Here is a 23,269-nt window from a genome sequence, read left to right as displayed (position 1 = left end):
GCCCCTCAGGACCCCGTGACGATGCGGACGGACGTCAGTGAAGACTCCGCCCCGGCCGCCCCCGACGCCGGGGTCCGCACCGGGTGCCAGTCCCCGCCGCCGTTGGACGCGGTCCACTCCCGCCCCTCGTACGTCACACGGGTGATGCGCAGCGCCGAGGAGTTGGCCACCGCCCACTGCGCGAGCTGCCACCCCCGCTCCCGCTCGGTGCGCCCGTGGGTGTCCGTCCGCGTGCCCTGCGGCACCGGCACGGTCACCGTCCGCCCGTGCGCCGTCGCGGTCACGCTGGGCGAGGGGGAGGGCGAGGGGACGGCCGTACCGCCCACCACCGCTCCGGTCTCCTGGAGCGCGTCACGCCCGAAGTCCCGTACCAGGGCGGTCCGTACGGCGTCCGGGCTCGCCGCCTCGGCGGTGCGGGAGGTGCGGCCGTCACAGGTCAGGGTGGCCGCCGAGCGGCCGGTGAGGGCGGCGGCCAGCAGCGTGGCGTCCGGCTCGTGCTTGGCGTACGCCTCCGGGAAGCCGCTGCGCTGCACCTTCTGCGCGGCGACGGTGAGCGGGAGTTCGCCGTAGTCGGGCACGTGGGCCAGGTGCGCGTAGAAGATGCCCGCCGAGTACGCCGGGTCCATGATCTGCCGCTCGGTGCCCCAGCCCTGCGAGGGCCGCTGCTGGAACAGGCCCAGCGAATCCCGGTCCCCGTGGCCGATGTTGCGCAGCCCCGACTCCTGGAGCGCGGTGGCGAGCGCGATGGTCACGGCACGCTCGGGCATGCCGCGCCCGGTGCCGACGGCCGCGATGGTGGCCGCGTTCACGGCCTGCTCGGGCGTGAAGGCGTACGACACCGTCCTGTCCTGCACCGAGACCACGGTGCAGCCGCGCGCGGCACCACCTCCGGTGACGTACTGGACGACGAGGTACGCGCCGACACCGGCGAGGACGAGCAGGGCCGCACCGATCCGGAACACACGGCCGCGACGCTTGGGGCGAGAGGGGGACGGCTCTGACACGCGTACAAGGTACTGGAGCCGGCGAGGGTCCCCGTCGCGGGCCCGCGCCCGGTGACACGGCGGGCCCCGGGACGGGCGGGGGTTAGGGTCACCAGCATGGCCGACACCACCCTTGACCTCACGCTGGACGCCGCCGAGCTGACCGCCCGGCTCGTGGACATCCCGTCGGAGAGCGGCACGGAGAAGCCCCTCGCGGACGCGATCGAGGCCGCGCTGCGCGCTTTGCCCCACCTCACGGTGGAGCGCTTCGGCAACAACGTCCTCGCCCGCACCGACCTGGGCCGCGCGGAACGCGTCATCCTGGCCGGGCACATCGACACCGTCCCGATCGCGGAGAACGTCCCCTCCCGCCTCGACGAGGACGGCGTGCTGTGGGGCTGCGGCACCTGCGACATGAAGGCCGGCGTCGCGGTCCAGCTCCGGATCGCGGCCACCGTGCCCGCGCCCAACCGCGACCTGACCTTCGTCTTCTACGACAACGAGGAGGTCGCCGCCGAGCTGAACGGCCTCAAGCACCTCGCCGAGGCCCGCCCGGAGTGGCTACGGGGCGACTTCGCGGTGCTGCTGGAGCCCTCCGACGGCGAGGTCGAGGGCGGCTGCCAGGGCACGCTCCGGGTGCTGCTGAAGACCAGGGGCGAGCGGGCCCACTCCGCGCGCGGCTGGATGGGCTCCAACGCCATCCACGCGGCCGCCCCGATCCTCGCCCGCCTCGCCTCCTACGGGCCCCGGTGGCCGGTGATCGACGGGCTGGAGTACCGCGAGGGGCTCAATGCGGTCCGCATCGGCGGGGGAGTGGCCGGCAACGTCATCCCTGACGAGTGCGTGGTGACCGTCAACTTCCGCTACGCCCCCGACCGCACCGAGGAGGAGGCCGTCGCGCACGTCCGCGAGGTGTTCGCGGACTGCGGTGTCGAGGAGTTCGTGATCGACGACCACAGCGGCGCCGCCCTGCCCGGCCTGTCCCACCCGGCCGCCGCGGCCTTCATCGAGGCGGTCGGCGGCACCCCGATGCCCAAGTACGGCTGGACGGACGTCTCCCGCTTCGCCTCCCTCGGCATCCCGGCGGTCAACTACGGCCCCGGCAATCCCCACTTGGCGCACAAGCGGGACGAGCGGGTCGAGGTGGCCAAGGTCCTCGCGGGTGAGGAGCGGCTGCGCGCCTGGCTCACCGCGTGACGCCCGCACCGCACGGCGCCGCGTTCCGGACATGCTCACGTCCCCCCTCCGTAACGGTTGCGGATCTAGGCTGAGGACGAAATACCGGCAAGCGGAGGGAGCGCACATGGCTACCGGAAACCCCGAGGGGAAGAAGCGCCCACCGGACGAGCGGCGGCTCGGCCCGGTGCTCCGGCGGCGGGGCCAGGTGCAGTCCAGCACCACGGACCAGCGGCTGCTGGACGAGCGTGCCCCCACCGACTGGGTGCACACCGACCCCTGGCGCGTGCTGCGCATCCAGTCGGAGTTCATCGAGGGCTTCGGCACCCTCGCCGAACTCCCGCCCGCGATCAGCGTGTTCGGCTCGGCCCGCACCCCCGTGGACTCGCCGGAGTACCACGCGGGCGTGCGGCTCGGGCGCGGTCTGGTGGAGGCCGGCTGGGCGGTGATCACCGGTGGCGGTCCCGGTGCCATGGAGGCGGCCAACAAGGGTGCACTGGAGGCGGGCGGCATCTCGGTCGGCCTCGGCATCGAGCTGCCCTTCGAGCAGGGGCTCAACCAGTACGTCGACATCGGGCTCAACTTCCGGTACTTCTTCGTCCGCAAGATGATGTTCGTGAAGTACGCGCAGGGGTTCGTGGTGCTGCCCGGCGGGCTCGGCACGCTGGACGAGCTGTTCGAGGCGCTCACCCTGGTGCAGACCCAGAAGGTGACCCGCTTCCCGATCGTGCTGTTCGGCAGCGAGTACTGGGGCGGGCTGATGGACTGGCTGCGGGGCACGCTGGTCGCCGAGGGGAAGGCGGCCGACAAGGACCTGACGCTGTTCCACGTCACGGACGACGTGGACGAGGCGGTCGCGCTGGTGTCCAAGGAAGCGGCCCGGTAAGGACCGGCTGTTTCCCCTGGGGGACGGCCCCTGGCGGCCGCCCCCCAGGGGAAATGCCTGTCAGGCGAGACCCCTACGGGCCTTCGCCGGGGGCCGGTGGCCCGCGATCGACGCCACCATCTCCAGCACCTGCCGGGTCTCCGCGACCTCGTGCACCCGGTACACCTGCGCCCCGAGCCACGCCGAGACCGCCGTGGTCGCCAGCGTGCCGATCAGCCGCTCCTTCACCGGGCGGTCCAGCGTCTCCCCGACGAAGTCCTTGTTGGACAGCGACACCAGCACCGGCCAGCCCGTCGCCACCATCTCGTCCAGCCGGCGCGTGGCCTCCAGACTGTGCCGGGTGTTCTTGTTGAAGTCGTGCCCCGGATCGATCAGCACCGACTCGCGCGGCACCCCCAGCGCAACCGCCCGCTCCGCGAGCCCCACGGTCACGTCGAGGATGTCGGCCATCACGTCGTCGTAGGCCACCCGGTGCGGCCGGGTACGGGGCTCCGCGCCCCCGGCGTGCGTGCACACCAGGCCCACCCGGTAGCGGGCGGCGACCTCCGCGAGGCCCGGGTCCACGCCGCCCCACGCGTCGTTCAGCAGGTCCGCGCCCGCCTCGCACACCGCCTCGCCGACCTCGGCCCGCCAGGTGTCCACGCTGATGATCACATCGGGGAAGCGGCGCCGGACCTCCGCCACGAAGCCGACCGTGCGCCGGGCCTCCTCCTCGGCGGTGACCTCCTCGCCCGGCCCGGCCTTCACCCCGCCGATGTCGACGATGGCCGCGCCCTCGGCCACGGCGCGCTCCACGCGCGCGAGGGCGGCGTCGTCGGCGAACGTCGCGCCCCGGTCGTAGAAGGAGTCCGGGGTCCGGTTGACGATCGCCATGATCACCGGTTCACGCGCCCCGAATTCCCGCTTGCCCAGCCTGAGCATCCCTCGTGACCTCTCCTCGTACCTCGGACGTCCGGCGCCTGCGGCCCGGACTGTCAGCCTCGCATGGCACGATCGGACCCAGACACATCCGGCTTCCGGACGCGGGGTCCGAAGGGCCCGGTCTCCGGCACATCGAGCTTGGGGAACCCTGGCGATGCTGATGTTCTTGTTCCTGGTCCTCGCGCTGGCCGTCGTGGTCGGCGCGGTGACGCTCGCCGTGGTGGGCGGCGGCGAGAGCGCCCCGCTCCAGGACGCCGCGCCCGAGCGGCTCCAGGACCCGCTGCCCGCGGACCGCCCGCTGCACGGCACCGATGTGGAGAGCCTGCGCTTCCCGGTCGCCGCGCGCGGCTACCGCATGGCCGACGTGGACGACGCGCTCAGCCGCCTCGCCGCCGAACTCGGCGAGCGGGACGCCCGGATCGCGGACCTCCAGAGCGCGCTCGCCGGTGCCCGCGCGGTGCAGCCCCGGCCGGACGAGCCCGGCGCGGAGGACGGCCGATGAGCACCGGGGAGGCCCTCGCCGGGGCGGACGGCGCGCTGCGCTGCCCCTGGGCGCTCTCCACCGAGGACTACGTCTCGTACCACGACGAGGAGTGGGGGCGCCCGGTGCACGGGGACGACGCCCTCTTCGAGCGGCTCAGCCTGGAGGCTTTCCAGTCCGGCCTGTCCTGGATCACGATCCTGCGGCGCCGGCCCACCTTCCGGCTCGCCTTCGCGGACTTCCGGATCGAGAAGGTCGCCGCCTTCACCGACGAGGACCGCGAGCGCCTCCTCGCCGACCCCGGCATCATCCGCAACCGCGCCAAGGTCGACGCCACGCTCGCCAACGCGCGCGTCCTGGCCGGGTGGTCCGAGGGCGAGCTGGACGAGCTGATCTGGTCCCACGCCCCCGACCCGGCGGCGCGGCCCGTTCCCAAGGTGCTGGCCGACGTGGCCGCGGTGACCCCGGAGTCCACCGCCCTGTCCAAGGCGCTGAAGAAGCGGGGCCTCAGGTTCGTCGGACCCACCACGGCGTACGCCCTGATGCAGGCGTGCGGCCTGGTCGACGACCACCTCGAAGCCTGCGTCAGCCGCGGCGCGGCCACGCGCGGCTGAGGCCCGAGCGGCCGGTGCGGGTGCCAACCGGCTTGCCCCGCCCGGCCGTTCAGGAGATCAGCGGCCCACGTACTTGGGCTTCTCCTTCTGCACGAACGCCTGCACGGCGATGACGTGGTCCTCGGAGGCGCCCGCGCGGGTCTGCAGCTCGTCCTCCTTCTCCAGCGCCTCGTCCAGCGAGTGCGTCAGCCCGTACGCCACGGCCTCCTTGATCGCCGCGTAGGCGACCGTCGGCCCCTCCGCCAGGGCCCGCGCCACCTTCTCCGCCTCGGCGCGCAGCTCGGCGGCCGGGACGACCCGGTTGGCGATGCCCAGCTCCAGCGCCTCCTGGGCGTCGATGGTGCGCGGGAAGAGCAGCAGGTCGGTGGCGCGGCTCGTGCCGATCACGCGGGGCAGCGTCCAGGAGATGCCGGAGTCCGCGCTGAGCGCCACGCCCGCGAACGAGGTGTTGAACGCGGCGGTGTCCGCCACCAGGCGGTAGTCCGCGAGCAGCGCGAACCCGAAGCCCGCGCCGGCCGCCACGCCGTTGACCGCGGCGATCACCGGCTTCTTCGCCCCGGCCAGCGCCCGCGCGATCGGGTTGTAGTGCTCCTTGACGGTGCTCATCGTCTTGCCGCCGCCCTCGCCCTCCCGGTCCGCGGCGAGCAGCCCGATGTGCTCCTTGAGGTCCTGGCCCACGCAGAACGCCCGCTCGCCCGCCGCGGTCAGCAGGATCGCCCGCACCGCGTCGTCCGCCGCCGCGGCCTCGACGGCCTCGCGCAGCGCGTTCTTGGTGGCGATGTTCAGCGCGTTCATCGCCTCGGGGCGGTTCAGCGTGATCGTGGCGAGCCCGTCGTTCACCTCGTGGAGCACGGTGTCGGCCATGGCGCGTCCCCTCCGTTTCGCGGCTGATGACGTACCGGCCGGTACGTCGTTGTCCGGGGACAGCATGGCGGAGATCTTGGCCCGGCAGTCGCACCGGACATGTGACCTGCGTCTAACAAATCCGCCACAGAGGTGGCCGACGGGTGTGCCGAAGGTGGCGCAGTATCGCAGGCACATCCCCGAATTGAGTGGTTTTGCTCGCGCGCGTGTCCCAAGCGATGCGGACCGATGTTGGTCATCGGGTCCTGGGATGCGGGATAATGGCTGGGAAGCAATGTGTTCGATGCCGGTGTCGCGCGTCCCTCCTGGACCGCGGGTGCCCTCCGTGGGGTCGTCGGCAGACGATGAGCCTGGTTTCAGGAAGGGGTACGAGCATGGCGGCCATGAAGCCGCGAACGGGTGATGGCCCGCTCGAGGTGACCAAGGAGGGGCGGGGCATCGTCATGCGCGTTCCGCTCGAAGGCGGCGGTCGACTCGTCGTCGAGCTGACCCCCGACGAGGCAGAGGCACTCGGCGACGCCCTCAAGAAGGTCGTCGTCTGACGCGCCGCGATCTTTTCCTTCCGACTGCCCCGGTACCCGTCAGGTGCCGGGGCAGTCGCGTGTCCGGCGAATCGGGCCGCGGGGTCAGCGCTTGACGGCGCAGAGCAGTCCGTCGCCGACCGGCAGCAGCGAGGTCACCAGCTCCGGGCTCTCGCGCACCGTGCGCAGCAGCTCGCGCAGCCGGACCACCTCGGTGGGCTGCGGGCCGGAGTCGACCGTACGGCCGCTGGCGAACACGCCCTCGAAGACCACCAGCCCGCCCGGCCGCAGCAGGCGCAACGATTCAGCGAGGTAGTCCGAGTACTCCAGCCGGTCGCCGTCGCAGAAGACGAGGTCGTAGCCCGAGTCCGCGAGGCGGGGCAGCACGTCGAGGGCGGGGCCGGGGATGAACCGGGCGCGGTTGCTGGCGAAGCCGCAGGCGCGGAACGCCTGCCGGGCGAACTGCTGGTGCTCCGGCTCGGGATCGACGGTGGTCAGGACGCCGTCGGGGCGCATTCCGTGCAGCAGATGGATTCCGGACACCCCGCAGCCGGTACCGATCTCCGCGACCGCCTTGGCGTCCACGGAGGCGGCGAGCAGTCGCAGCGCGGCGCCCGTGCTGGGCGCCACCGAGCGCAGCCCCGCGTCGCGGGCACGGTCACGGGCCCAGCGCAGCGCTTCGTCCTCGGCGACAAAGGCGTCGGCGAACGCCCAGCTCGTCTGCCGGTTGCCGGTAATGACCCTCTCCTGTCCCCGTGGTTGCCTCGGCGTGACTGTATCCGTTGCGCCGGGAACCCGCTGATGGGACCGAGCGTTCACAGGGGAGAGCGGGCGCGCGGAGAGCGCGGCCGGCACGCGACGGGGGTGAGAGGTGACGGAGGGTGCGGAGCGCATGCTGACACGGGTGGATGAGCCGGGTCACCGCGTGTCAAATTTTCGTAAAACCGCTTATCCGGAGCTAACGGGCGAGGTGGCTATGGTAGGGGCTCCACTGGACACCACCAGAGCCGACAGGGGAGGTGCGGCCGCACCCGAGGACCGAGGGGGAGTGCTGCGGCGCTTTCTCGGGTCGGGCAGGCCGAAATCCGTGACCGACACCGCTGCTGACCACCACGCCGCCGCCGCGGGCGAGACCGCGACCTTCGCCACCGACGCGGACGGGCAGGCGTGGACTCCGCCCACCTGGGAGGAGATCGTCAGCACGCACAGCGGCCGCGTCTACCGCCTCGCCTACCGCCTGACGGGCAACCAGCACGACGCCGAGGACCTCACCCAGGAGGTCTTCGTCCGGGTCTTCCGCTCGCTGTCGACGTACTCGCCGGGCACCTTCGAGGGCTGGCTGCACCGCATCACCACCAACCTGTTCCTGGACATGGTCCGCCGCAAGCAGCGCATCCGCTTCGACGCCCTGGGCGACGACGCGGCCGAGCGCCTGCCCAGCCGCGAGCCGTCCCCGCAGCAGGTCTTCAACGACGCCCACTTCGACGCCGACGTCCAGCAGGCGCTGGACACCCTGGCGCCGGAGTTCCGCGCGGCCGTGGTGCTGTGCGACATCGAGGGGCTGTCGTACGAGGAGATCGCCGCGACCCTCGGGGTCAAGCTGGGCACCGTCCGCTCCCGTATCCACCGGGGCCGTTCGCAGCTCCGCAAGGCCCTCGCCCACCGTTCTCCCGAGGCCCGCAAGGCCGAGCGCCGCTCGTTCATGCCTCGGGTGCCCGCGCTGGGGGGAGGGGGCACGCCCGCGTGAGTGGAACCGGACCCAACCCCGCGGAGGCGCACCTCGCGGAACAGCATCTGGGAGACCGGCTCTCCGCCCTGGTGGACGGAGAACTGGGTCATGACTCGCGCGACCGCGTCCTCGCCCACCTGGCCACCTGTTGCCGGTGCCGGGCGGAGGCCGACGCGCAGCGCCGGCTGAAGAACGTGTTCGCGGAGGCCGCACCGCCGCCGCCCTCCGAGTCCTTCCTCGCCCGTCTCCAGGGCCTCCCCGGCGGCGACGCCGACGGGCCCGGCGAGCGGTTCGCCTTCAGCTACGTCCCGGCCGACTCCGTGCACGCCTCCGAGCAGCGCGGCTTCCGCGTCCATCCCGTCGCCGACCGGCCCTCCTCGCGCGGGCTGCGGTTCGCGGCCGCCGCCGCCGGAGCGGTGTCCCTCGCGGCCGTCGCCCTCGGCGGAGTCACCACCGCCCTCCCGGGCGACCTCGCGGCCGACGCCCGCAGTGGTCCGGGCAACGGGAGCAACGTGGCGCCGTCGCGCTCGGCGGGTACGGGTACGGCCGCCCCGGACACCCAGCGGCGCCGTTCGGCCGCCCCGCTGCTCGCGCCGGGCGGGGGCGCGCTCAACCGCACCCCGGCCGCGCAGGTCTCCGCCTCCGCGCCGCTGCTGCCGGGCATCCCGGCGCCGGTCGACGCCCGGGTCCAGGACACCGCGCGGGACCTCGCCATGCCGGTGATGGCCGGCGCGGCCGCTGTCTCCCCCCTGATACGCCCCCTCGGCGAGACCACCCCCTTCTCCCTGGACTCCTGGCCCCTGGCACCCCCCTCCGCCGAAACCACCACGGCGGCCGCCCCCACCAACTCCCCCTCATCCTCGGCCCCCTGACCCCCCGATCCCTGGTTGAATCCTGTAAGGCCGTCCCCGCACGGCCTCCACACCGCGACTGGGGAGAGCATGAACGAGGGTCACCCGAACCCGGCCGGCCCGAACGACGACTTCGAACTGGCCAAGCCGGCGGCTGCCGCCGGTCTTGACGGCTCCGGCCCGGACCGCGCGGCCGAGGCCGGCGACCGGGGCCCTGTCGGCGGCGACCGCCCCGCCGCGCGAGACGCTGCCCCGTCCGTGACCACGCCGGGGCGTGGGGACGGGGACGCCGACCGCCCGGCCGCGCCCATCAGCGGCGGCAGCGCTCCGGAGCCGCCGCACGGGGACGGCTCCGACGGCGTGCCGTCGATCCCTTCGACGGCTGGGCACGCGCCCGGCGATGACAGCCCTGCCGAGCCGCCGCACAGCAACACCCCGGGTCCTCGGGACGAGACGTCAGGCGGGCTGTCCCGCGAGACCGCCGACGCCCGCCCAGCCGACCCGCGTACGGGCGACGCCGTCACCGCCCGCCCCAAGCCGTTGCACGACCCCGACCCCTACAGCACCCCTCCCTACGGCGGGCCGGGTCCCTGGGCCCCCGCGCCGCCCGTTCAGCACCCCATGGCGACCCCGGCCCACGGCACGGCCGTGACGGCCCCGCCGAGCCCGCACGGAGCCGTATCCCCGGTCGAGCCGAGCGTCTCCGCCCATCAGGACCCGGCGCCCTATCAGGGCGCCCCGGTGCCGCCCCACGGCGAGCCGGGCCCCTGGGCCTCCGCCCCGTCCGTCCAGCACCCGACGGCGACCCCGGCCGACAGCGCGCCCCAGGCGGACGCGCCCGCGTCGGCCCCCACCGTCCCGGCGCCCACTCAGTCCCCGGAAGCCGCCCCCGGCCGGAACCCCGCCCCCCGCTACGACCCCTGGAACCCCGCACTCCCCTCCCACCAGGCCGCCCCCCTCCAGCACTCCGGTGCGCCCCTCGCCGACATGCAGCGGAAGTGGCCGGGATGGAAAAAGGTCATCGGGGTCTTCCTGGGCGTCACACTGCTGGCCGGTGGCGTCGGCGGGTTCGTCGGGGCCTGGGTCGAGCGGGAGGGCACGACCACCGTGACGTTGCCGGAGGCCGGGGCGGTGCCCGGTGGGCGGGAGCGGGACAGTGTGGCGGGGATAGCCGCGCGGGCGCTCCCCGGGGTCGTGACGTTGCATGTGCGGGGTGGGGACGAGGCCGGGACCGGGACGGGGTTCGTGCTGGACGGGCGGGGGCACATCCTCACCAACAACCACGTCGTGGCACCCGCGTCCGACGGTGGCGACATCACCGTGACGTTCAGCAGCGGCGAGACCGCCGAGGCGGAGGTCGTCGGGCGGGACAGCGGTTACGACCTGGCCGTCGTCCAGGTGAAGGGCGTGCGGGGGCTCACCCCGCTGACCCTCGGCGACTCCGACGGCGTACGTGTAGGGGACCCGGTCGTGGCGATCGGCGCCCCCTTCGACCTGGCCAACACCGTCACCTCCGGCATCGTCAGCGCCAAGGACCGCCCCATCACGGCGGGCGGCGAGAAGGGCGACGGCACCGACGTCAGCTATGTCGACGCGCTCCAGACCGACGCGCCGATCAACCCCGGCAACTCCGGCGGCCCCCTCCTCGACGCCCACGCCCGCGTGATCGGCGTCAACTCCGCCATCCGCTCCGCCGACCGGGACTCCGACTCCACCGAGAGCCGGTCCGGCTCGATCGGCCTCGGCTTCGCCATCCCGGCCAACCAGGCCCGCCGGGTCGCCGAGGAACTGATCAACACCGGGCACGCCACCCACCCCGTGATCGGCGTGACCCTCGACATGGACTACGCCGGAGACGGCGCCCGTATCGACACCGAGGGCGGCGCGGGCGGCCCGGCTGTGCTGAAGGGTGGACCGGGTGACCGGGCCGGACTGAAGCCCGGCGACCTGATCACCGGGGTCGACGGGCACCCCGTCCACTCGGGTGAGGAGCTGATCGTCAAGATCCGCGCCCACCGCCCCGGCGACCGCCTCCGGCTGACCGTGGGACGCCCCGGCGCCGGGCGGACCGTCACGCTGCGGCTGGGGGCGTCCGGCCGGAACTGACGCAAGTCTCACCTCGGGGCGGTACCGGTCCGGCGGGTGCGCCGGGTACCGTGGGGCGACCGAGGACACGCAAGGAGCTTTCAGGTGTTCAATGACATAGGGCCGCTTGAGCTGGTCACGCTCATCGTCCTCGCCGTGCTCGTCTTCGGTCCGGACAAGCTCCCCAAGTTCATCCAGGACGTCATGCGTACGCTCCGGAAGATCCGGGAGTTCTCGGACAACGCCAAGAACGACATCCGCAGCGAGCTGGGCCCGGAGTTCAAGGACTTCGAGTTCGAGGACCTCAACCCCAAGGCGTTCCTGCGCAAGCAGCTCGACAACGACGAGCTGGGGCTCAAGGACATCCGCAGCACCTTCGACCTGAAGCGCGAGATGGCCGAGCTGACGGACTCCGTGAACGGCCACGACACCGCCTCCGCGCTGCCCGCGCCCACCTCCTCGGCCCCCACCTCCTCCGCCGCGTCCGGCGGCCGGGTCGACATGACGAAGAAGCCCGAGGCCCCGAAGGACGACCGCCCGCCCTTCGACGCCGACGCCACCTGACGCCCCGACCGGACGGCATCACCCGGTCGGCCCCGCGCCCCCCGAACAGATCACGACACGCCACGAAACCCGCCTCACCGGGCGGGTTTCCTCGCGTGTACCAGCCGGACATCCCGCGTTCGGCCGTCCCCGGGGTCCCATGCGCCCGCCGCATTCCGGGCAGTCCTCAGCGGTGTGGATATGCTGCCGAGTTGTTGTGCGGACCGGGCGCGTACGCCCGAAGGGGGGCGGGCACTTGTCCCGGTCCGACGAGAACGAGGAGGCGTCCGGGCAGATGGAGACCACAAGTCGGGTAAGCGCGCAGACGCCGGCCACCGAGAGCGGCCGGCGGGGCCACCTCGGCGGCCGGACGGTCGACGGCTATCTGCGCGCGCCCTTCCCCTGGTACGGCCTCGACGAGGCGTTCACGGGCCACCGCTGGCTGCTCCAGGTCGGCCTGGCCGCCGACGGCGCGGTGGAGCACGGTTCGATCGGACACGGCGACGAGCCCTCCGTGCGCAACGAGCACAGCGCGAACTCCTCGGACGAGCCGAGGGAGAAGTTCGCCGTCGTCGTCACCGTGCCGGTGAACCCCTCCCGCCGCAGCGCGGACGGTACCGGGCTGCTGGAGGCCACCTCGGTCTCCTCGGCGGCCTGGCTGGCCGGGGTGGGCCTGCTGTCCGTCACCTGGCCCGGCCAGATGGACCACACCCTGCGCGACGACTGGCTGGACCAGCAGACCGAGACCGCCTGGGCGCTGGCCGACGATCTCGACGGGTCGGAGTGGGCGAAGCTCTCCCTCCCGGTGGACGGTGTGGCCACGCCCTTCCACTACCGGGAGTCGGAGTTCGGCTGGGTGCTCGCCGGCGCCACCGAGGCGGGCGTCCACGTCGGCGCGTACGGCCGGGGCATGAGCGCCTACGGGCTCGGCTTCGCCGCCGTCAAGGACATCGGCGCCTACGCCTGACACACGACGAGAGGGGGCGCCGGCGGAATCCGCCGGCGCCCCCTCTCGTCGTGTGCGGGCTCAGAACTTGTTGCGCGGGGTGATGCCCAGCGACAGCCCCGACAGGCCGCGCTGACGGCCGCCCAGCTTGCCCGCGATGGCACGCAGGGCCGAGCCGGCCGGGGAGTCCGGGTCGGTCAGCACGACCGGCTTGCCCTCGTCGCCGCCCTCGCGCAGCCGTACATCGATCGGGATGCTGCCCAGCACCGGGACGGTCGTACCCGTGGTGCGGGTCAGGCCGTCCGCGACGAGCTGGCCGCCGCCGGTGCCGAAGATGTCCACCATCTCGTCGCAGTGCGGGCAGGGCATGCCCGACATGTTCTCGACCACGCCGACGATCTTCTGGTGGGTCTGCACCGCGATCGAGCCCGCGCGCTCGGCGACCTCGGCCGCGGCCTGCTGCGGGGTGGTGACGACCAGGATCTCCGCGTTCGGGACCAACTGGGCCACCGAGATGGCGATGTCACCGGTGCCCGGCGGCAGGTCCAGCAGCAGCACGTCCAGGTCGCCCCAGTACACGTCCGCCAGGAACTGCTGGAGCGCCCGGTGCAGCATCGGGCCGCGCCAGACGACCGGCGCGTTGCCCGGGGTGAACATGCCGATGGAGATGACCTTCACGCCGTTCGCCGACGGCGGCATGATCATGTTCTCGACCTGGGTGGGCTTGCCGTCCGCGCCCAGCATGCGCGGCACGCTGTGCCCGTAGATGTCGGCGTCCACCACACCGACCTTCAGGCCGTCGGCGGCCAGCGCGGCCGCCAGGTTCACCGTCACCGAGGACTTGCCGACGCCGCCCTTGCCGGAGGCGACCGCGTAGACGCGGGTGAGGCTGCCGGGCTTGGCGAACGGGACCTCGCGCTCGGCCTGCCCGCCGCGCAGCGCGTTGGCCAGCTCCTTGCGCTGCTCGTCGCTCATCACGTCCAGCGTGACGTCCACCCGGGTGACGCCCTCGACGCGGGAGACCGCGTCGGTCACCCGCTGGGTGATCGTCTCGCGCATGGGGCAGCCGGAGACCGTCAGGTAGACCGTGACCGCGACCGCTCCGTCCGCGCCGATCTCCACCGATTTGACCATCCCGAGTTCGGTGATGGGGCGGTTGATCTCGGGGTCGTTCACCGTCGCCAGTGCCTCGCGCACCGCGTCTTCCGTAGCCATAAGGACGATGGTACGGCGCCGCCGGGGGCCTTCGGGTAGCCCCTCAGCGGTCGTCTGCGTCACGCCCCGGCGGGCGGTTCGCGCGTTCCGCCGGGAATGCGTACTGCCCGGGCCGGCCCGCGCCGTCCTGGCGCCGCTCCAGCTCCAGCTCCCGGACGAGATCCTGCAGCTCCGACCTGATCCAGTCGCGGGTGGCGACCTCGCCTAGACCCGCGCGCAGGGCGGCGATCTCGCGGGTCAGGTACTCGGTGTCCGCGATGGAGCGCTCGTTCTGCTTGCGGTCCTGCTCCAGGTTCACCCGGTCGCGGTCGTCCTGCCGGTTCTGCGCGAGCAGGATCAGCGGAGCCGCGTAGGACGCCTGGAGGGACAGCATCAGGGTCAGGAAGATGAACGGGTAGGAGTCGAACCGCACCACGTCCGGCGCGGCGATGTTCCACACCACCCACACGATGATGACGACCGTCATCCAGACGATGAAGCGTCCCGTGCCCAGGAACCGGGCGATCTTCTCCGACAGCCGGCCGAACGCCTCCGGGTCCCACTCCGGCAGCACCCTGCGGCGCGGCGGGCGCGGCTGGTCCAGCCGGAATCCGCGCGGCCGGGACGCCGTGGCGCCCGCGGGGGAAGAACGGTCGCGGCCCTCGCGGCCGCCCTCGCGCTCAGCCATGCGTGCCCGCTTCGCGCCCCGCGCCGGTCTCCGGCAGCTCGTCCAGGTGGAACTCCGTCTCGCGCCAGTCGTCGGGCAGCATGTGGTCCAGGACGTCGTCCACGGTCACCGCGCCCAGCAGCGACCCGGACTCGTCCACCACGGGGGCCGCGACCATGTCGTACGTGGCGAAGAACCCGGCGATGACGGGCAGCGTGGCGTCCGGGGCGAGCGGCAGCAGGTCGTCGTCGACCAGCGAGCTGACCAGGGTGTACGGCGGGTCGCGCAGCAGCCGCTGGAAGTGCACGGTGCCCAGGTACTTGCCCGTCGGCGTCTCGTCCGGCGGGCGGCAGACGTAGACCTGGGCGGCGAGTGCGGGGGAGAGGTCGGGGTTGCGGACCCGGGCGAGCGCGTCGGCGACCGTGGCGTCCGGGCGCAGCACGATCGGCTCGGTGGTCATCAGCCCGCCCGCGGTGTGCTCCTCGTACGACATCAGGCGCCGCATGTCGGCCGCGTCCTCGGGCTCCATCAGGCTCAGCAGGCGTTCCTTGTCGTCCTCCGGCAGCTCGCTCAGCAGGTCGGCGGCGTCGTCGGGGTCCATGGCCTCCAGGACGTCGGCGGCGCGCTCCTCCTTCAGCTTGCCGAGGATCTCGATCTGGTCGTCCTCCGGCAGCTCCTCCAGCACGTCCGCGAGCCGGTCGTCGTCCAGGGCGGCGGCCACCTCCGCGCGCCGCTTGGGGGAGAGGTGGTGGAGGACGTTGGCGAGGTCGGCGGGGCGCAATTGCTCGAAGGTGGCGAGCAGGTTCTCCGCGCCCTGCCCGTGCTCCTCCAGGGAGAACCCGGTGACGGCCGACCACTCCACGGTCAGGGTCTCGCCCTTGGCCCGCCGGAAGGCGCCGCCCTTCCTGCCCTTGCGGACGTAGACCCGGTCCACCTCCCACTCACGGCGCGCGGGCAACTGCTGAAGGGAGAGGTCGAGGACCGTGACCTCCTCGCCGGTCTCCACCAGCGTCACCCGGCGGTCCAGCAGCTCCCCGAAGACCAGGCGCTCGGTGGGCCGCTGCTCGAAGCGGCGGACGTTGACCACACCGGTGGAGATGACCTGGCCGGAGTCGATGCCGGTCACGCGGGTCATCGGCAGGAAGATGCGGCGCCGGGTGGACAGCTCCACGACCAGCCCGAGCACGCGGGGCGGGCGGCGGCCGACGCGCAGCATGACGACGATGTCGCGGACCCGGCCTACCTGGTCGCCCGCCGGGTCGAAGACGGGGACCCCGGCGAGGTGCGAGACGAAGATCCGGGGGACACCGGCTGCCATCTGTGCTTCCTTTGCCGTGCTCGGGACGCGTACGGATTGGTGCATATTCGCTCTTATATGTCCACGCTTGTGCGCTTCAGGCTAGCCCGTACCGATCGGAAACGCCCCGGTGGGGGGTCCGGACGGACGGGCTCCGCTGGGGGCGCGTGCCCCCGGTACGCTGCCGTACGCCCATTCGGCACCGGCAGAGAGGCAGCCCCACCTGTGACTGCGATTCCCCAGGCACGCATCCGGAGAACCGCGCGGGTGACCGCGCTGTGCGTGCTGGCCGTGTCGGCGCTGACGATGCTGACGGGATGCGGCGAGGAGGACCCGGACGCCGGGACCAACGGGGTGGGCAGACTGCCCGCGCAGAAGATCCAGACACAGAGCCGGGCGGCGGCCGACGCGGCACCGGCGGTGCACCTGGCCGGGACCGTCGTCACCGGCGGCGTCGCCTTCAAGCTGGACATGCGGCTGAAGTCCGGCGGCGGCAGCGGCTCGGTGACCTCCAAGGGCTCCACCTTCCAACTGCTGCGCGTCGGCGACGAGCTGTACGTGAAGGCCGACGCCGCCTTCTGGAACCACGGCGGGGACACCTCCGCCGCGGGCAAGCTGGACGGCAAGTACGTGAAGGTCCCCCAGAAGGACCCGGCGTACCAGAAGTTCAGCGGCCTCACCGAGAAGGACGTACTGCTGCCCGCCCTGCTCACCCTGCACGGCAAGCTCGCCACGGCCGGCCACCACCAGCAGGCCGGCACCCGCACGATCCGGGTCACCGGCGACGGCGGCCCCGGCGGCACCCTCGACGTCTCCCTGGAGGGCAAGCCGTACCCGCTGCGCCTGGTGCGCGGCGGCGGCGCCGGCACGCTCACCTTCTCCGAGTGGGGCAAGGACTTCCCCGCCGCCGAGCCCGCCAAGTCCGAGACGGTCGACTACGGCGGCCAACTGCCCGACTCCTGAAGCCGGTTGCCCTAGCCCCGCTTGCGCCGCCGGGCCAGCAGCCTGGGCAGCGCGGCCGGTACGGGGACGCGGGTGGTCGCCGGGGTGGGCAGCGGGGGCTCGGCCAGGCTGCCGGTGGGCGGCGGCTCCACCGCCCCGGTCGGGACCAGGCGCAGCACCGTGCAGTCGCGGGCCCAGCGGGCCGGGATCTCCTCGGCGCCGGGGGCGTTGAGCCGCTTGCCCTTCAACTCCGCGACGGCCGACTCCCATTCGGGCGAGGCCGGGTCCAGCCGGTGCGCGGTGGCCCGCCAGGTGACGAGCCGGCCGCCCTTGTCCTTGCTGCGCACCGCGACCTCGGCCGCGCCGCCGTCGGTGAGACCGGGCAGCGGCTGCTCGCCGGGACCGTCACCGACCAGCAGGGCCGCTCCCTCGTGCCAGACGTGCCACAACGGGCGCGCGGCGGGCGCGTCCGCGCCCCGGACCCAGATCAGGCCGGACTTCTTGGTGGCCTCCTCGATGAGGGCCTGGTCGAAAAGGGCCCGGGCGGGCGGCTCGCTGGTCATGCGCCCAGCCTATCCAGCGGCGCTCAGAGCCAGCCGTTGCGCTTCAGCGTGCGGTGGATGCCCAGACAGAGGGCGACCGTGACGCACATGATCACCGGGTAGCCGTACTTCCAGTGCAGCTCGGGCATGTGGTCGAAGTTCATGCCGTAGACCCCGCACACCATGGTGGGCACGGCGATGATCGCGGCCCAGGCGGTGATCTTGCGCATGTCCTCGTTCTGTGCGACGGATGCCTGCGCCAGGTTGGCCTGCAGGATGGAGTTCAGCAGCTCGTCGAAGCCCATGACCTGCTCGTGCACCCGGGCCACGTGGTCGGCGACGTCGCGGAAGTACTTCTGGATGTCCGGGTCGACCAGCCGCATCGGCCGCTCGCTCAGCAACTGCATCGGGCGCAGCAGCGGGGCGACCGCGCGCTTGAACTCCAGTACCTCGCGCTTGAGCTGGTAGATCCGGGCCGAGTCGACACCGCGCGAGACACCGCCGTTGCGGCCGGGGGAGAAGACCTCGGTCTCCACCTCGTCGATGTCGTCCTGCACCGAGTCCGCGACCGCGATGTAGCCGTCCACCACATGGTCGGCGATGGCGTGCAGCACCGCCGAGGGGCCCTTGGCGAGCAGCTCGGGGTCCTCCTGGAGCCGGTGGCGCAGCGCCCTGAGCGAACCCTGGCCGCCGTGCCGGACGGTGATGAAGAAGTCCCGGCCGGTGAAGCACATGACCTCGCCGGTGTCGATGACCTCGCTGTTGGCGGTGAGCTGGTCGTGCTCGACGTAGTGGACGGTCTTGAACACGGTGAACAGCGAGTCGTCGTACCGCTCCAGCTTCGGTCGCTGGTGGGCCTGGACCGCGTCCTCCACGGCCAGCGGGTGCAGTCCGAAGGCGCTCGCGATACCGGCGAACTCGGCCTCGGTCGGCTCGTGCAGGCCGATCCAGACGAAGCCGCCGTCCCGGCGCACCTCGCGCATCGCTTCCTGCGGGCTGAGGGGGCGTCCGTTCTGCACCCGGGCGCCGTCACGGTAGACGGCGCAGTCGACCACGGCCGAGGACGTGGTGGTGTCGGGCTCGAAGGGAGCGGCCGCCTCCTTGTGCGGGACCGGGCGGGCGGACGGTCGGACCACGGCTCGCAGGTCGCGGATCATCGACATGGGCAGGCTCCTTCGCGGGCGGGCAACGAGAGTGCGCCTGCGACGGGTGGAACTACCCGGAATGGGGACGTTCGGACTGCATACGTTTGGCACGTCCACAAAGCGGGGAGCACCGCACCGTCGCGGTGGCGACTTCGCTACTGATGCAGGACTGAGTCAGATCAGGCAGATCAGGCAAAGCGAAACGAAGTGCTCTTCCGGACGGCGAAGCGAACGAAAAGGTGGCGGTCAGCCAGGAATGACATCAACAGCCGGAAGAGCGAGTGGTACTGCACGGTCGACTTCGATCCATGACAGCCCCACCTCCTCCGGCCGGTCCCTCGTAAGGGAGTCTCATCGGCGTCGGGGACTCGACGGCGAGCATGTGCACGCGGCCCCGAACCACCGGCTCAGCGTAGCAGCAGCCCATCGTGTCAAGGTGCAGCTTTGCCTGCCGCTGACGAGTTCTATGCTCACCACATGGTTGATGTTCTTCCTCTGGTCGAGGCGCGGCTGAACTCGGCGCTCGGTGAACCGGACGCGCGTGCCTCGGTCACCTTCCTCGGCGCCGACCGCATCGAGGTGCTGCGCTTCCAGGAGGGGGACGTGGTCCGCTACGCCACGCTGGGTATGTCGGCGCACCCCATGAGCGACCCCACGGCCATGGTCGCCGACCCCATCGAGGGGCCGCGTGCCGAGCTGGTCCTCTCCGTCCGCGCGGGCATCACCGACACCGGCCCCGTGCTCCGGCCGCTCGCCGTGCTCGCCGCGTCCCCGCAGGTCGAGGGCGTGGTCGTGGCACCCGGTGCCTCGCTGGACGTGGGGGAGCCGCTGTGGCCCGGCGCGCCCTTCACCTCGGTACTGGTGGGGGAGCCGGGCGGGCTGGTGGAGGACCTGGAGCTGGACGCCCCGCTGGACCCGGTGCGCTTCCTGCCACTGCTGCCGATGACGCCCAACGAGGCCGCGTGGAAGCGGGTGCACGGTGCGGGGGCGCTCCAGGAGAGGTGGCTCAGCCACGGTACGGATCTGCGCGACCCGAACCGTGCCTCTGTTCCGCTGGGGCCGGCGCCGGAGTGAGGCCGGGGTGAGGCCGGGGTGAGCAAGCTCACCAAGTGCCTTGTGGCGGCGCGGAGTTGGCCGCACCTCGGAATCGGGCCGGGGCCGTACGGGTGATCGTCCTTGACGTGCGGCGGCCGGGGTAGGACCGTGGGGCTCTATGAGGGGCGAACCCAGTTGCCCGAGGTGTGGTGGCCGGGTCCGGGCTCCCGGCCTATTCGCCGATACGTGGCAGTGCGACGCGCACGGCGCGGTGTACCCGCTGCAGCCCGTGATCCCGCCCAGCGTCGAGGCCCTCACCGCCGTGGTGCAGCGCACGCGGGTCCCGCTGTGGATGCCGTGGCCGCTGCCGGTCGGCTGGCTGTTCACCGGCGTCGCCTACGCGGGCGACGCCCCCGGCGGCGGCCGGGCCACCGTCGTGGCGTGCTCGGGACCCGGCCCGCTCGGCGGTCCGGGCGAGCTGATCCTCGTCGCCGAGGAACTGGGCGTCGGCCTCGGCGCGCGGTACGCGGGCCTCGACGGTCCCGACCCCGGCCCCTACCTGGACGTGGAGAAACCCCCGCAGGTCAAGGTGCTGGCCGCCGGCCGCCCCACCCCGCTCTGGCACGTCGACGGCACCCCGGACGACCGCGCCGTCTTCGCAGGCGAGGCGCTCGGCGTCTGGCTGTGGGCGGTCACCTGGCCCGCGCAGTCCGGTCTGCTGATGTACGACGAGCTGGTGCTGACCGACCTGCGGGACGCCGGCCCCGAGGTGGACCTGGTGCCCTGCGGGGCGCTCTCGCCCCGGCTGATGCGGCCCGACCTGTAGGGGGTGCCTCCGGGGAGCGGGGGTGACAGGGCATGCGGTTCGCGCGGCTATCCTTAGGTGTCCTCACCGTCCCCCGAGCCGTCCGGAGCAGCCGTGCGCATCGACCTGCACTGCCACTCCACCGCCTCCGACGGCACGGACACCCCGGCCGAGCTGATGCGCGCGGCCGCCGGTGCCGGACTGGACGTGGTCGCGCTGACCGACCACGACACCACCCGCGGGTACGCGGAGGCGCTGGCCGCGCTGGCCGCACTGCCTGAGGGATTCACCCTCGTCACCGGCGCCGAACTCTCCTGCCGGATCGACGGCGTCTCCCTGCATCTGCTGGCCTACCTCTTCGACCCCGAGGAGCCCGCCCTGCTCGCCGAGCGTGAGCTGGTCCGGGACGACCGGGTGCCACGCGCCCACGCGATGATCGCCAAGCTGAACGCGCTCGGCGTACCGGTCACCTGGGAGCAGGTCGAGCGGATCGCCGCCGGAGGCACGGTGGGCCGGCCGCACCTGGCGTCCGCGCTGGTGGAGCTGGGTGTCGTCCCGACCGTGAGCGACGCGTTCACGGCCGACTGGCTGGCCGACGGCGGGCGGGCCTTCGTCGACAAGCACGAGACCGATCCGCTGGAGGCGATCCGGCTGGTGAAGAGCGCGGGCGGCGTGACCGTCCTCGCCCACCCGGCCGCCGCCAAGCGCGGCCGCACGGTGCCGCCGGACGCGATCGCCGCGATGGCCGCCGCCGGACTCGACGGGCTCGAAGCCGACCACACCGAGCACGACCAGGCCACCCGGACCCGGCTGCGCGGCCTCGCCGGGGACCTGGACCTGCTGGTCACCGGCTCCTCGGACTACCACGGCACCCGCAAGACCGTCGCGCTCGGTGAGAACACCACCGACCCCGAGGTCTACGGGGAGATCATCCGCCGGGCGACCGGCGCGTTCCCCGTTCCGGGGACCGGCGGGGCCTGAGCCCCTCAGCGCCACCCTTCTGCTTTCCCCTCACCCGATCACCCGCACGTCCGCCGTGCGCGCCTTCGCTTCCTGCCCCTAGGGGGCTCAGGGCGTCCTCGGCGGTGGCTCCATCATGCAAGGCACACGATGTTCGACCTCGCCGTCTTCGGCTCCCTGTTCCTGACCCTCTTCGTCATCATGGACCCGCCGGGGATCACCCCGATCTTCCTCGCCCTCACCGCGGGGCGGCCCGCCAAGGTCCAGAAGCGTATGGCCTTCCAGGCCGTCTGTGTGGCGGGCGGGGTCATCGCCGTCTTCGGCGTCCTCGGCCACCAGATCCTCGACTACCTGCACGTCTCGGTCCCGGCGCTGATGATCGCGGGCGGACTGCTGCTCCTGCTGATCGCGCTCGATCTGCTCACCGGCAAGACCGACGAGCCCAAGCAGACCAAGGACGTCAATGTCGCCCTGGTTCCGCTGGGCATGCCGCTGCTCGCCGGGCCCGGCGCGATCGTCTCGGTGATCCTGGCCGTACAGAAGGCCGGAAGTGTCGCCACGCAGGTCTCGGTGTGGGCGGCGATCCTCGCCATCCATGTCGTGCTGTGGCTGGTGATGCGTTACTCGCTGCTGGTCATCAAGGTCATCAAGGACGGCGGTGTCGTCCTGGTGACACGGCTCGCGGGCATGATGCTCTCCGCGATCGCCGTGCAGCAGATCATCAACGGGGTCACTCAGGTGATCCGGGGGAGCTGAGACTCGGTCTCGGCTCCCCCGGAAAGCTTGAGTGTGTCGTGCGCCCTACGAGGCCGGGCAGCCTTCTGCGGGGCGGATCCACAGGCGCTGGCCGATGGCGGCCGCCTGTTGCACGATCCGGTTGACGGAGGCGGCGTCCACGACGGTGCTGTCCACGGTGCTGCCGTCGACCTCGTCGAGTCGCCTGATTTCGAAGCGCATGAAGGCTTCTCCCTTCGTCTGGTCATCCTCCAGTGGAGAACTACTGGTGTGCGACGTGTTGTCGCGGTGTCACATGTCTAGACAACGAACGGCCCACCGCAAACATTCCCTACGCTAAGGAAATTTTTTCACGGGCTAATTACTGTCCGGTAAAAACACTTCGCCACGGGACTGACGGGGACCGGTTGTGTTCGCAGCGTGACGGCCGGGACAATGGACTCGATGAACGAAGACCTGGCGGCTCTGGGTGCCCGCATCGACCACACCAACGAACTGCTACAACGCATGCTCGCTGAGGTGGCGAAAACACCCTCCACCCACGCGATCTTCGTCGACGCGGGCTATCTCTACGCGGCCGCCGGCCGGCTGGTGGCCGGCACCGAGGACCGCCGCGCCTTCGACCTGGACGCCGAGGGCCTGATCGACGCGCTCATCGACAAGGCCCGCTCGATCTTCGCCGACAGCCGCCTGCTGCGCGTGTACTGGTACGACGGCGCCCGGCGCCGCATCCACACCGCCGAGCAGCAGTCGATCGCCGAACTGCCCGACGTCAAGGTCCGCCTCGGCAACCTCAACGCCCACAACCAGCAGAAGGGCGTCGACTCCCTGATCCGCTCCGACCTGGAGTCCCTCGCCCGCCACCGCGCCATCAGCGACGCGGCACTCCTCGGCGGCGACGAGGACCTGGTCTCGGCGGTCGAGGCGGCGCAGGGGTACGGCGCGCGGGTCCACCTGTGGGGCATCGAGGCGCCCGAGGGCCGCAACCAGGCCGAGCCGCTGCTGTGGGAGGTCGACAGCCAGCGCACCTTCGACCTGGAGTTCTGCAAGCCGTACGTCTCCCGCCGCACGGCCGCCGCCTACGAGGCCACGGGCAACCGGCCCACCCGCGAGGACGTGCGCTTCGTCGGCGCCCAGATCGCGGCGAAGTGGCTGGTCTCGCGGGGCCGGGACAGCCTGATGGAACTCCTCCCCGGCCACCCGTACCTGCCCGGCTCGGTCGACCAGGACCTCCTGGTGGAGGCGGAGGGCCTGCTCCAGTACTCCCTGCGCGGCCAGGCCGACCTCCGCCGGTCCCTGCGGGACGGCTTCTGGGAGCACCTGCAGACGCAGTACTGACATCAGTGA

The 23,269-nt window shown here is 72.4% G+C and carries 26 protein-coding genes; 16 read left to right on the top strand and 10 right to left on the bottom strand.

Going from position 1 to position 23,269, the window contains the following annotated elements:
• Positions 1-5: 5 nt before the first annotated feature.
• On the bottom strand, positions 6-1,004 hold the full coding sequence (locus tag OG448_RS10645) for a heavy metal transporter (RefSeq protein ID WP_405553050.1): 999 nt from the start codon (positions 1,002-1,004) through the stop codon (positions 6-8).
• A gap of 96 nt (positions 1,005-1,100) precedes the next feature.
• Here OG448_RS10645 and dapE point away from each other — a divergent pair, with 96 nt between their 5' ends.
• On the top strand, positions 1,101-2,180 hold the full coding sequence (gene dapE, locus OG448_RS10640) for a succinyl-diaminopimelate desuccinylase (RefSeq protein WP_405553048.1): 1,080 nt from the start codon (positions 1,101-1,103) through the stop codon (positions 2,178-2,180).
• Positions 2,181-2,286: 106 nt separating this feature from the next.
• Positions 2,287-3,045 (top strand): TIGR00730 family Rossman fold protein, encoded by a 759-nt coding sequence (locus tag OG448_RS10635; RefSeq protein WP_405553046.1) that lies wholly within the window; start codon positions 2,287-2,289, stop codon positions 3,043-3,045.
• 60 nt (positions 3,046-3,105) lie between these two features.
• Here the strand turns inward: OG448_RS10635 and folP are convergent, their stop codons facing one another.
• On the bottom strand, positions 3,106-3,966 hold the full coding sequence (gene folP / locus OG448_RS10630; protein WP_405553044.1) for a dihydropteroate synthase: 861 nt from the start codon (positions 3,964-3,966) through the stop codon (positions 3,106-3,108).
• Between the two features lie 154 nt (positions 3,967-4,120).
• Here folP and OG448_RS10625 point away from each other — a divergent pair, with 154 nt between their 5' ends.
• Complete coding sequence (locus OG448_RS10625) at positions 4,121-4,468, top strand: DivIVA domain-containing protein (protein WP_030807199.1); 348 nt, start codon at positions 4,121-4,123, stop codon at positions 4,466-4,468.
• Positions 4,465-5,061, top strand: coding sequence for a DNA-3-methyladenine glycosylase I (locus OG448_RS10620; RefSeq protein ID WP_391294694.1), 597 nt, complete (start codon positions 4,465-4,467; stop codon positions 5,059-5,061). The genes OG448_RS10625 and OG448_RS10620 overlap by 4 nt, the downstream gene beginning before the upstream one ends.
• 57 nt (positions 5,062-5,118) lie before the next feature.
• On the opposite strand, the gene OG448_RS10615 is transcribed toward OG448_RS10620, so the two are convergent.
• Complete coding sequence (locus OG448_RS10615) at positions 5,119-5,925, bottom strand: enoyl-CoA hydratase-related protein (RefSeq protein ID WP_391294692.1); 807 nt, start codon at positions 5,923-5,925, stop codon at positions 5,119-5,121.
• Positions 5,926-6,299: 374 nt separating this feature from the next.
• Here OG448_RS10615 and OG448_RS10610 point away from each other — a divergent pair, with 374 nt between their 5' ends.
• Positions 6,300-6,467 carry a DUF3117 domain-containing protein gene (locus tag OG448_RS10610; protein ID WP_018544333.1) on the top strand — a complete coding sequence of 56 codons (168 nt, stop codon included), beginning with the start codon at positions 6,300-6,302 and terminating at the stop codon, positions 6,465-6,467.
• Between the two features lie 84 nt (positions 6,468-6,551).
• Here OG448_RS10610 and OG448_RS10605 read toward each other — a convergent pair whose 3' ends face one another.
• Positions 6,552-7,265, bottom strand: coding sequence for an O-methyltransferase (locus tag OG448_RS10605; protein WP_135783999.1), 714 nt, complete (start codon positions 7,263-7,265; stop codon positions 6,552-6,554).
• A gap of 229 nt (positions 7,266-7,494) precedes the next feature.
• Here OG448_RS10605 and sigE point away from each other — a divergent pair, with 229 nt between their 5' ends.
• The 5 genes from sigE to OG448_RS10580 all read left to right on the top strand — a co-directional run bounded on the left by sigE (position 7,495) and on the right by OG448_RS10580 (position 12,621).
• The gene (gene sigE / locus OG448_RS10600; RefSeq protein ID WP_405553042.1) at positions 7,495-8,193 is read left to right on the top strand and encodes an RNA polymerase sigma factor SigE; all 699 of its coding nucleotides are present in this window, start codon (positions 7,495-7,497) and stop codon (positions 8,191-8,193) included.
• Positions 8,190-9,047 carry an anti-sigma factor family protein gene (locus tag OG448_RS10595; RefSeq protein WP_405553040.1) on the top strand — a complete coding sequence of 286 codons (858 nt, stop codon included), beginning with the start codon at positions 8,190-8,192 and terminating at the stop codon, positions 9,045-9,047. The genes sigE and OG448_RS10595 overlap by 4 nt, the downstream gene beginning before the upstream one ends.
• Positions 9,048-9,116: 69 nt before the next feature.
• The gene (locus tag OG448_RS10590) at positions 9,117-11,132 is read left to right on the top strand and encodes a trypsin-like peptidase domain-containing protein (protein WP_405553038.1); all 2,016 of its coding nucleotides are present in this window, start codon (positions 9,117-9,119) and stop codon (positions 11,130-11,132) included.
• A gap of 84 nt (positions 11,133-11,216) precedes the next feature.
• On the top strand, positions 11,217-11,675 hold the full coding sequence (locus OG448_RS10585; protein WP_405553037.1) for a sec-independent translocase: 459 nt from the start codon (positions 11,217-11,219) through the stop codon (positions 11,673-11,675).
• 274 nt (positions 11,676-11,949) lie between these two features.
• Entirely contained in the window at positions 11,950-12,621 is a 672-nt protein-coding gene (locus tag OG448_RS10580) for a hypothetical protein (RefSeq protein WP_405553035.1), read from the top strand.
• 60 nt (positions 12,622-12,681) lie between these two features.
• Here OG448_RS10580 and OG448_RS10575 read toward each other — a convergent pair whose 3' ends face one another.
• Genes OG448_RS10575 through OG448_RS10565 form a run of 3 tightly spaced genes read right to left on the bottom strand, consistent with a single transcriptional unit; the run spans position 12,682 to position 15,779 of the window.
• Entirely contained in the window at positions 12,682-13,815 is a 1,134-nt protein-coding gene (locus OG448_RS10575) for an Mrp/NBP35 family ATP-binding protein (protein ID WP_405553033.1), read from the bottom strand.
• A 43-nt stretch (positions 13,816-13,858) separates the two neighbouring features.
• Positions 13,859-14,482, bottom strand: coding sequence for a DUF1003 domain-containing protein (locus OG448_RS10570; RefSeq protein ID WP_405553031.1), 624 nt, complete (start codon positions 14,480-14,482; stop codon positions 13,859-13,861).
• Positions 14,475-15,779, bottom strand: coding sequence for a magnesium transporter MgtE N-terminal domain-containing protein (locus OG448_RS10565; protein WP_391294675.1), 1,305 nt, complete (start codon positions 15,777-15,779; stop codon positions 14,475-14,477). Before OG448_RS10565 ends, OG448_RS10570 begins: the two co-directional genes overlap by 8 nt.
• A 204-nt stretch (positions 15,780-15,983) precedes the next feature.
• On the opposite strand from OG448_RS10565, the gene OG448_RS10560 reads away from it, so the two are divergent.
• Complete coding sequence (locus OG448_RS10560; protein WP_405553029.1) at positions 15,984-16,721, top strand: hypothetical protein; 738 nt, start codon at positions 15,984-15,986, stop codon at positions 16,719-16,721.
• Positions 16,722-16,732: 11 nt separating this feature from the next.
• Here the strand turns inward: OG448_RS10560 and OG448_RS10555 are convergent, their stop codons facing one another.
• Together OG448_RS10555 and OG448_RS10550 are read right to left on the bottom strand one after the other, a co-directional pair.
• Positions 16,733-17,263, bottom strand: coding sequence for a hypothetical protein (locus tag OG448_RS10555; protein ID WP_405553027.1), 531 nt, complete (start codon positions 17,261-17,263; stop codon positions 16,733-16,735).
• Positions 17,264-17,286: 23 nt separating this feature from the next.
• On the bottom strand, positions 17,287-18,405 hold the full coding sequence (locus OG448_RS10550; protein WP_405553025.1) for a magnesium and cobalt transport protein CorA: 1,119 nt from the start codon (positions 18,403-18,405) through the stop codon (positions 17,287-17,289).
• Between the two features lie 459 nt (positions 18,406-18,864).
• Between OG448_RS10550 and OG448_RS10545 the strand changes: the two genes are divergently transcribed.
• From OG448_RS10545 to OG448_RS10530, 4 genes are all read left to right on the top strand, one after another.
• Positions 18,865-19,461 (top strand): suppressor of fused domain protein, encoded by a 597-nt coding sequence (locus tag OG448_RS10545; RefSeq protein WP_405553023.1) that lies wholly within the window; start codon positions 18,865-18,867, stop codon positions 19,459-19,461.
• Between the two features lie 139 nt (positions 19,462-19,600).
• Positions 19,601-20,248, top strand: coding sequence for a DUF6758 family protein (locus tag OG448_RS10540; RefSeq protein WP_405553021.1), 648 nt, complete (start codon positions 19,601-19,603; stop codon positions 20,246-20,248).
• 93 nt (positions 20,249-20,341) lie between these two features.
• Positions 20,342-21,208: a PHP domain-containing protein gene (locus OG448_RS10535; protein WP_405558754.1), complete on the top strand. Its 867-nt coding sequence runs from the start codon at positions 20,342-20,344 to the stop codon at positions 21,206-21,208.
• A gap of 129 nt (positions 21,209-21,337) precedes the next feature.
• Positions 21,338-21,943, top strand: a complete 606-nt coding sequence (locus OG448_RS10530) for a MarC family protein (protein WP_031181075.1) — start codon at positions 21,338-21,340, stop codon at positions 21,941-21,943.
• A 45-nt stretch (positions 21,944-21,988) separates the two neighbouring features.
• Here OG448_RS10530 and OG448_RS10525 read toward each other — a convergent pair whose 3' ends face one another.
• Complete coding sequence (locus OG448_RS10525) at positions 21,989-22,144, bottom strand: hypothetical protein (RefSeq protein WP_202460772.1); 156 nt, start codon at positions 22,142-22,144, stop codon at positions 21,989-21,991.
• Between the two features lie 222 nt (positions 22,145-22,366).
• On the opposite strand from OG448_RS10525, the gene OG448_RS10520 reads away from it, so the two are divergent.
• Entirely contained in the window at positions 22,367-23,260 is an 894-nt protein-coding gene (locus tag OG448_RS10520; protein ID WP_399566428.1) for an NYN domain-containing protein, read from the top strand.
• Positions 23,261-23,269 lie beyond the last annotated feature (9 nt).

This window comes from Streptomyces sp. NBC_01171, from assembly GCF_045039805.1.
In the GTDB taxonomy this organism is placed as follows: Bacteria; Actinomycetota; Actinomycetes; order Streptomycetales; family Streptomycetaceae; genus Streptomyces.
This window is presented reverse-complemented; position numbering and strand designations above follow the sequence as displayed.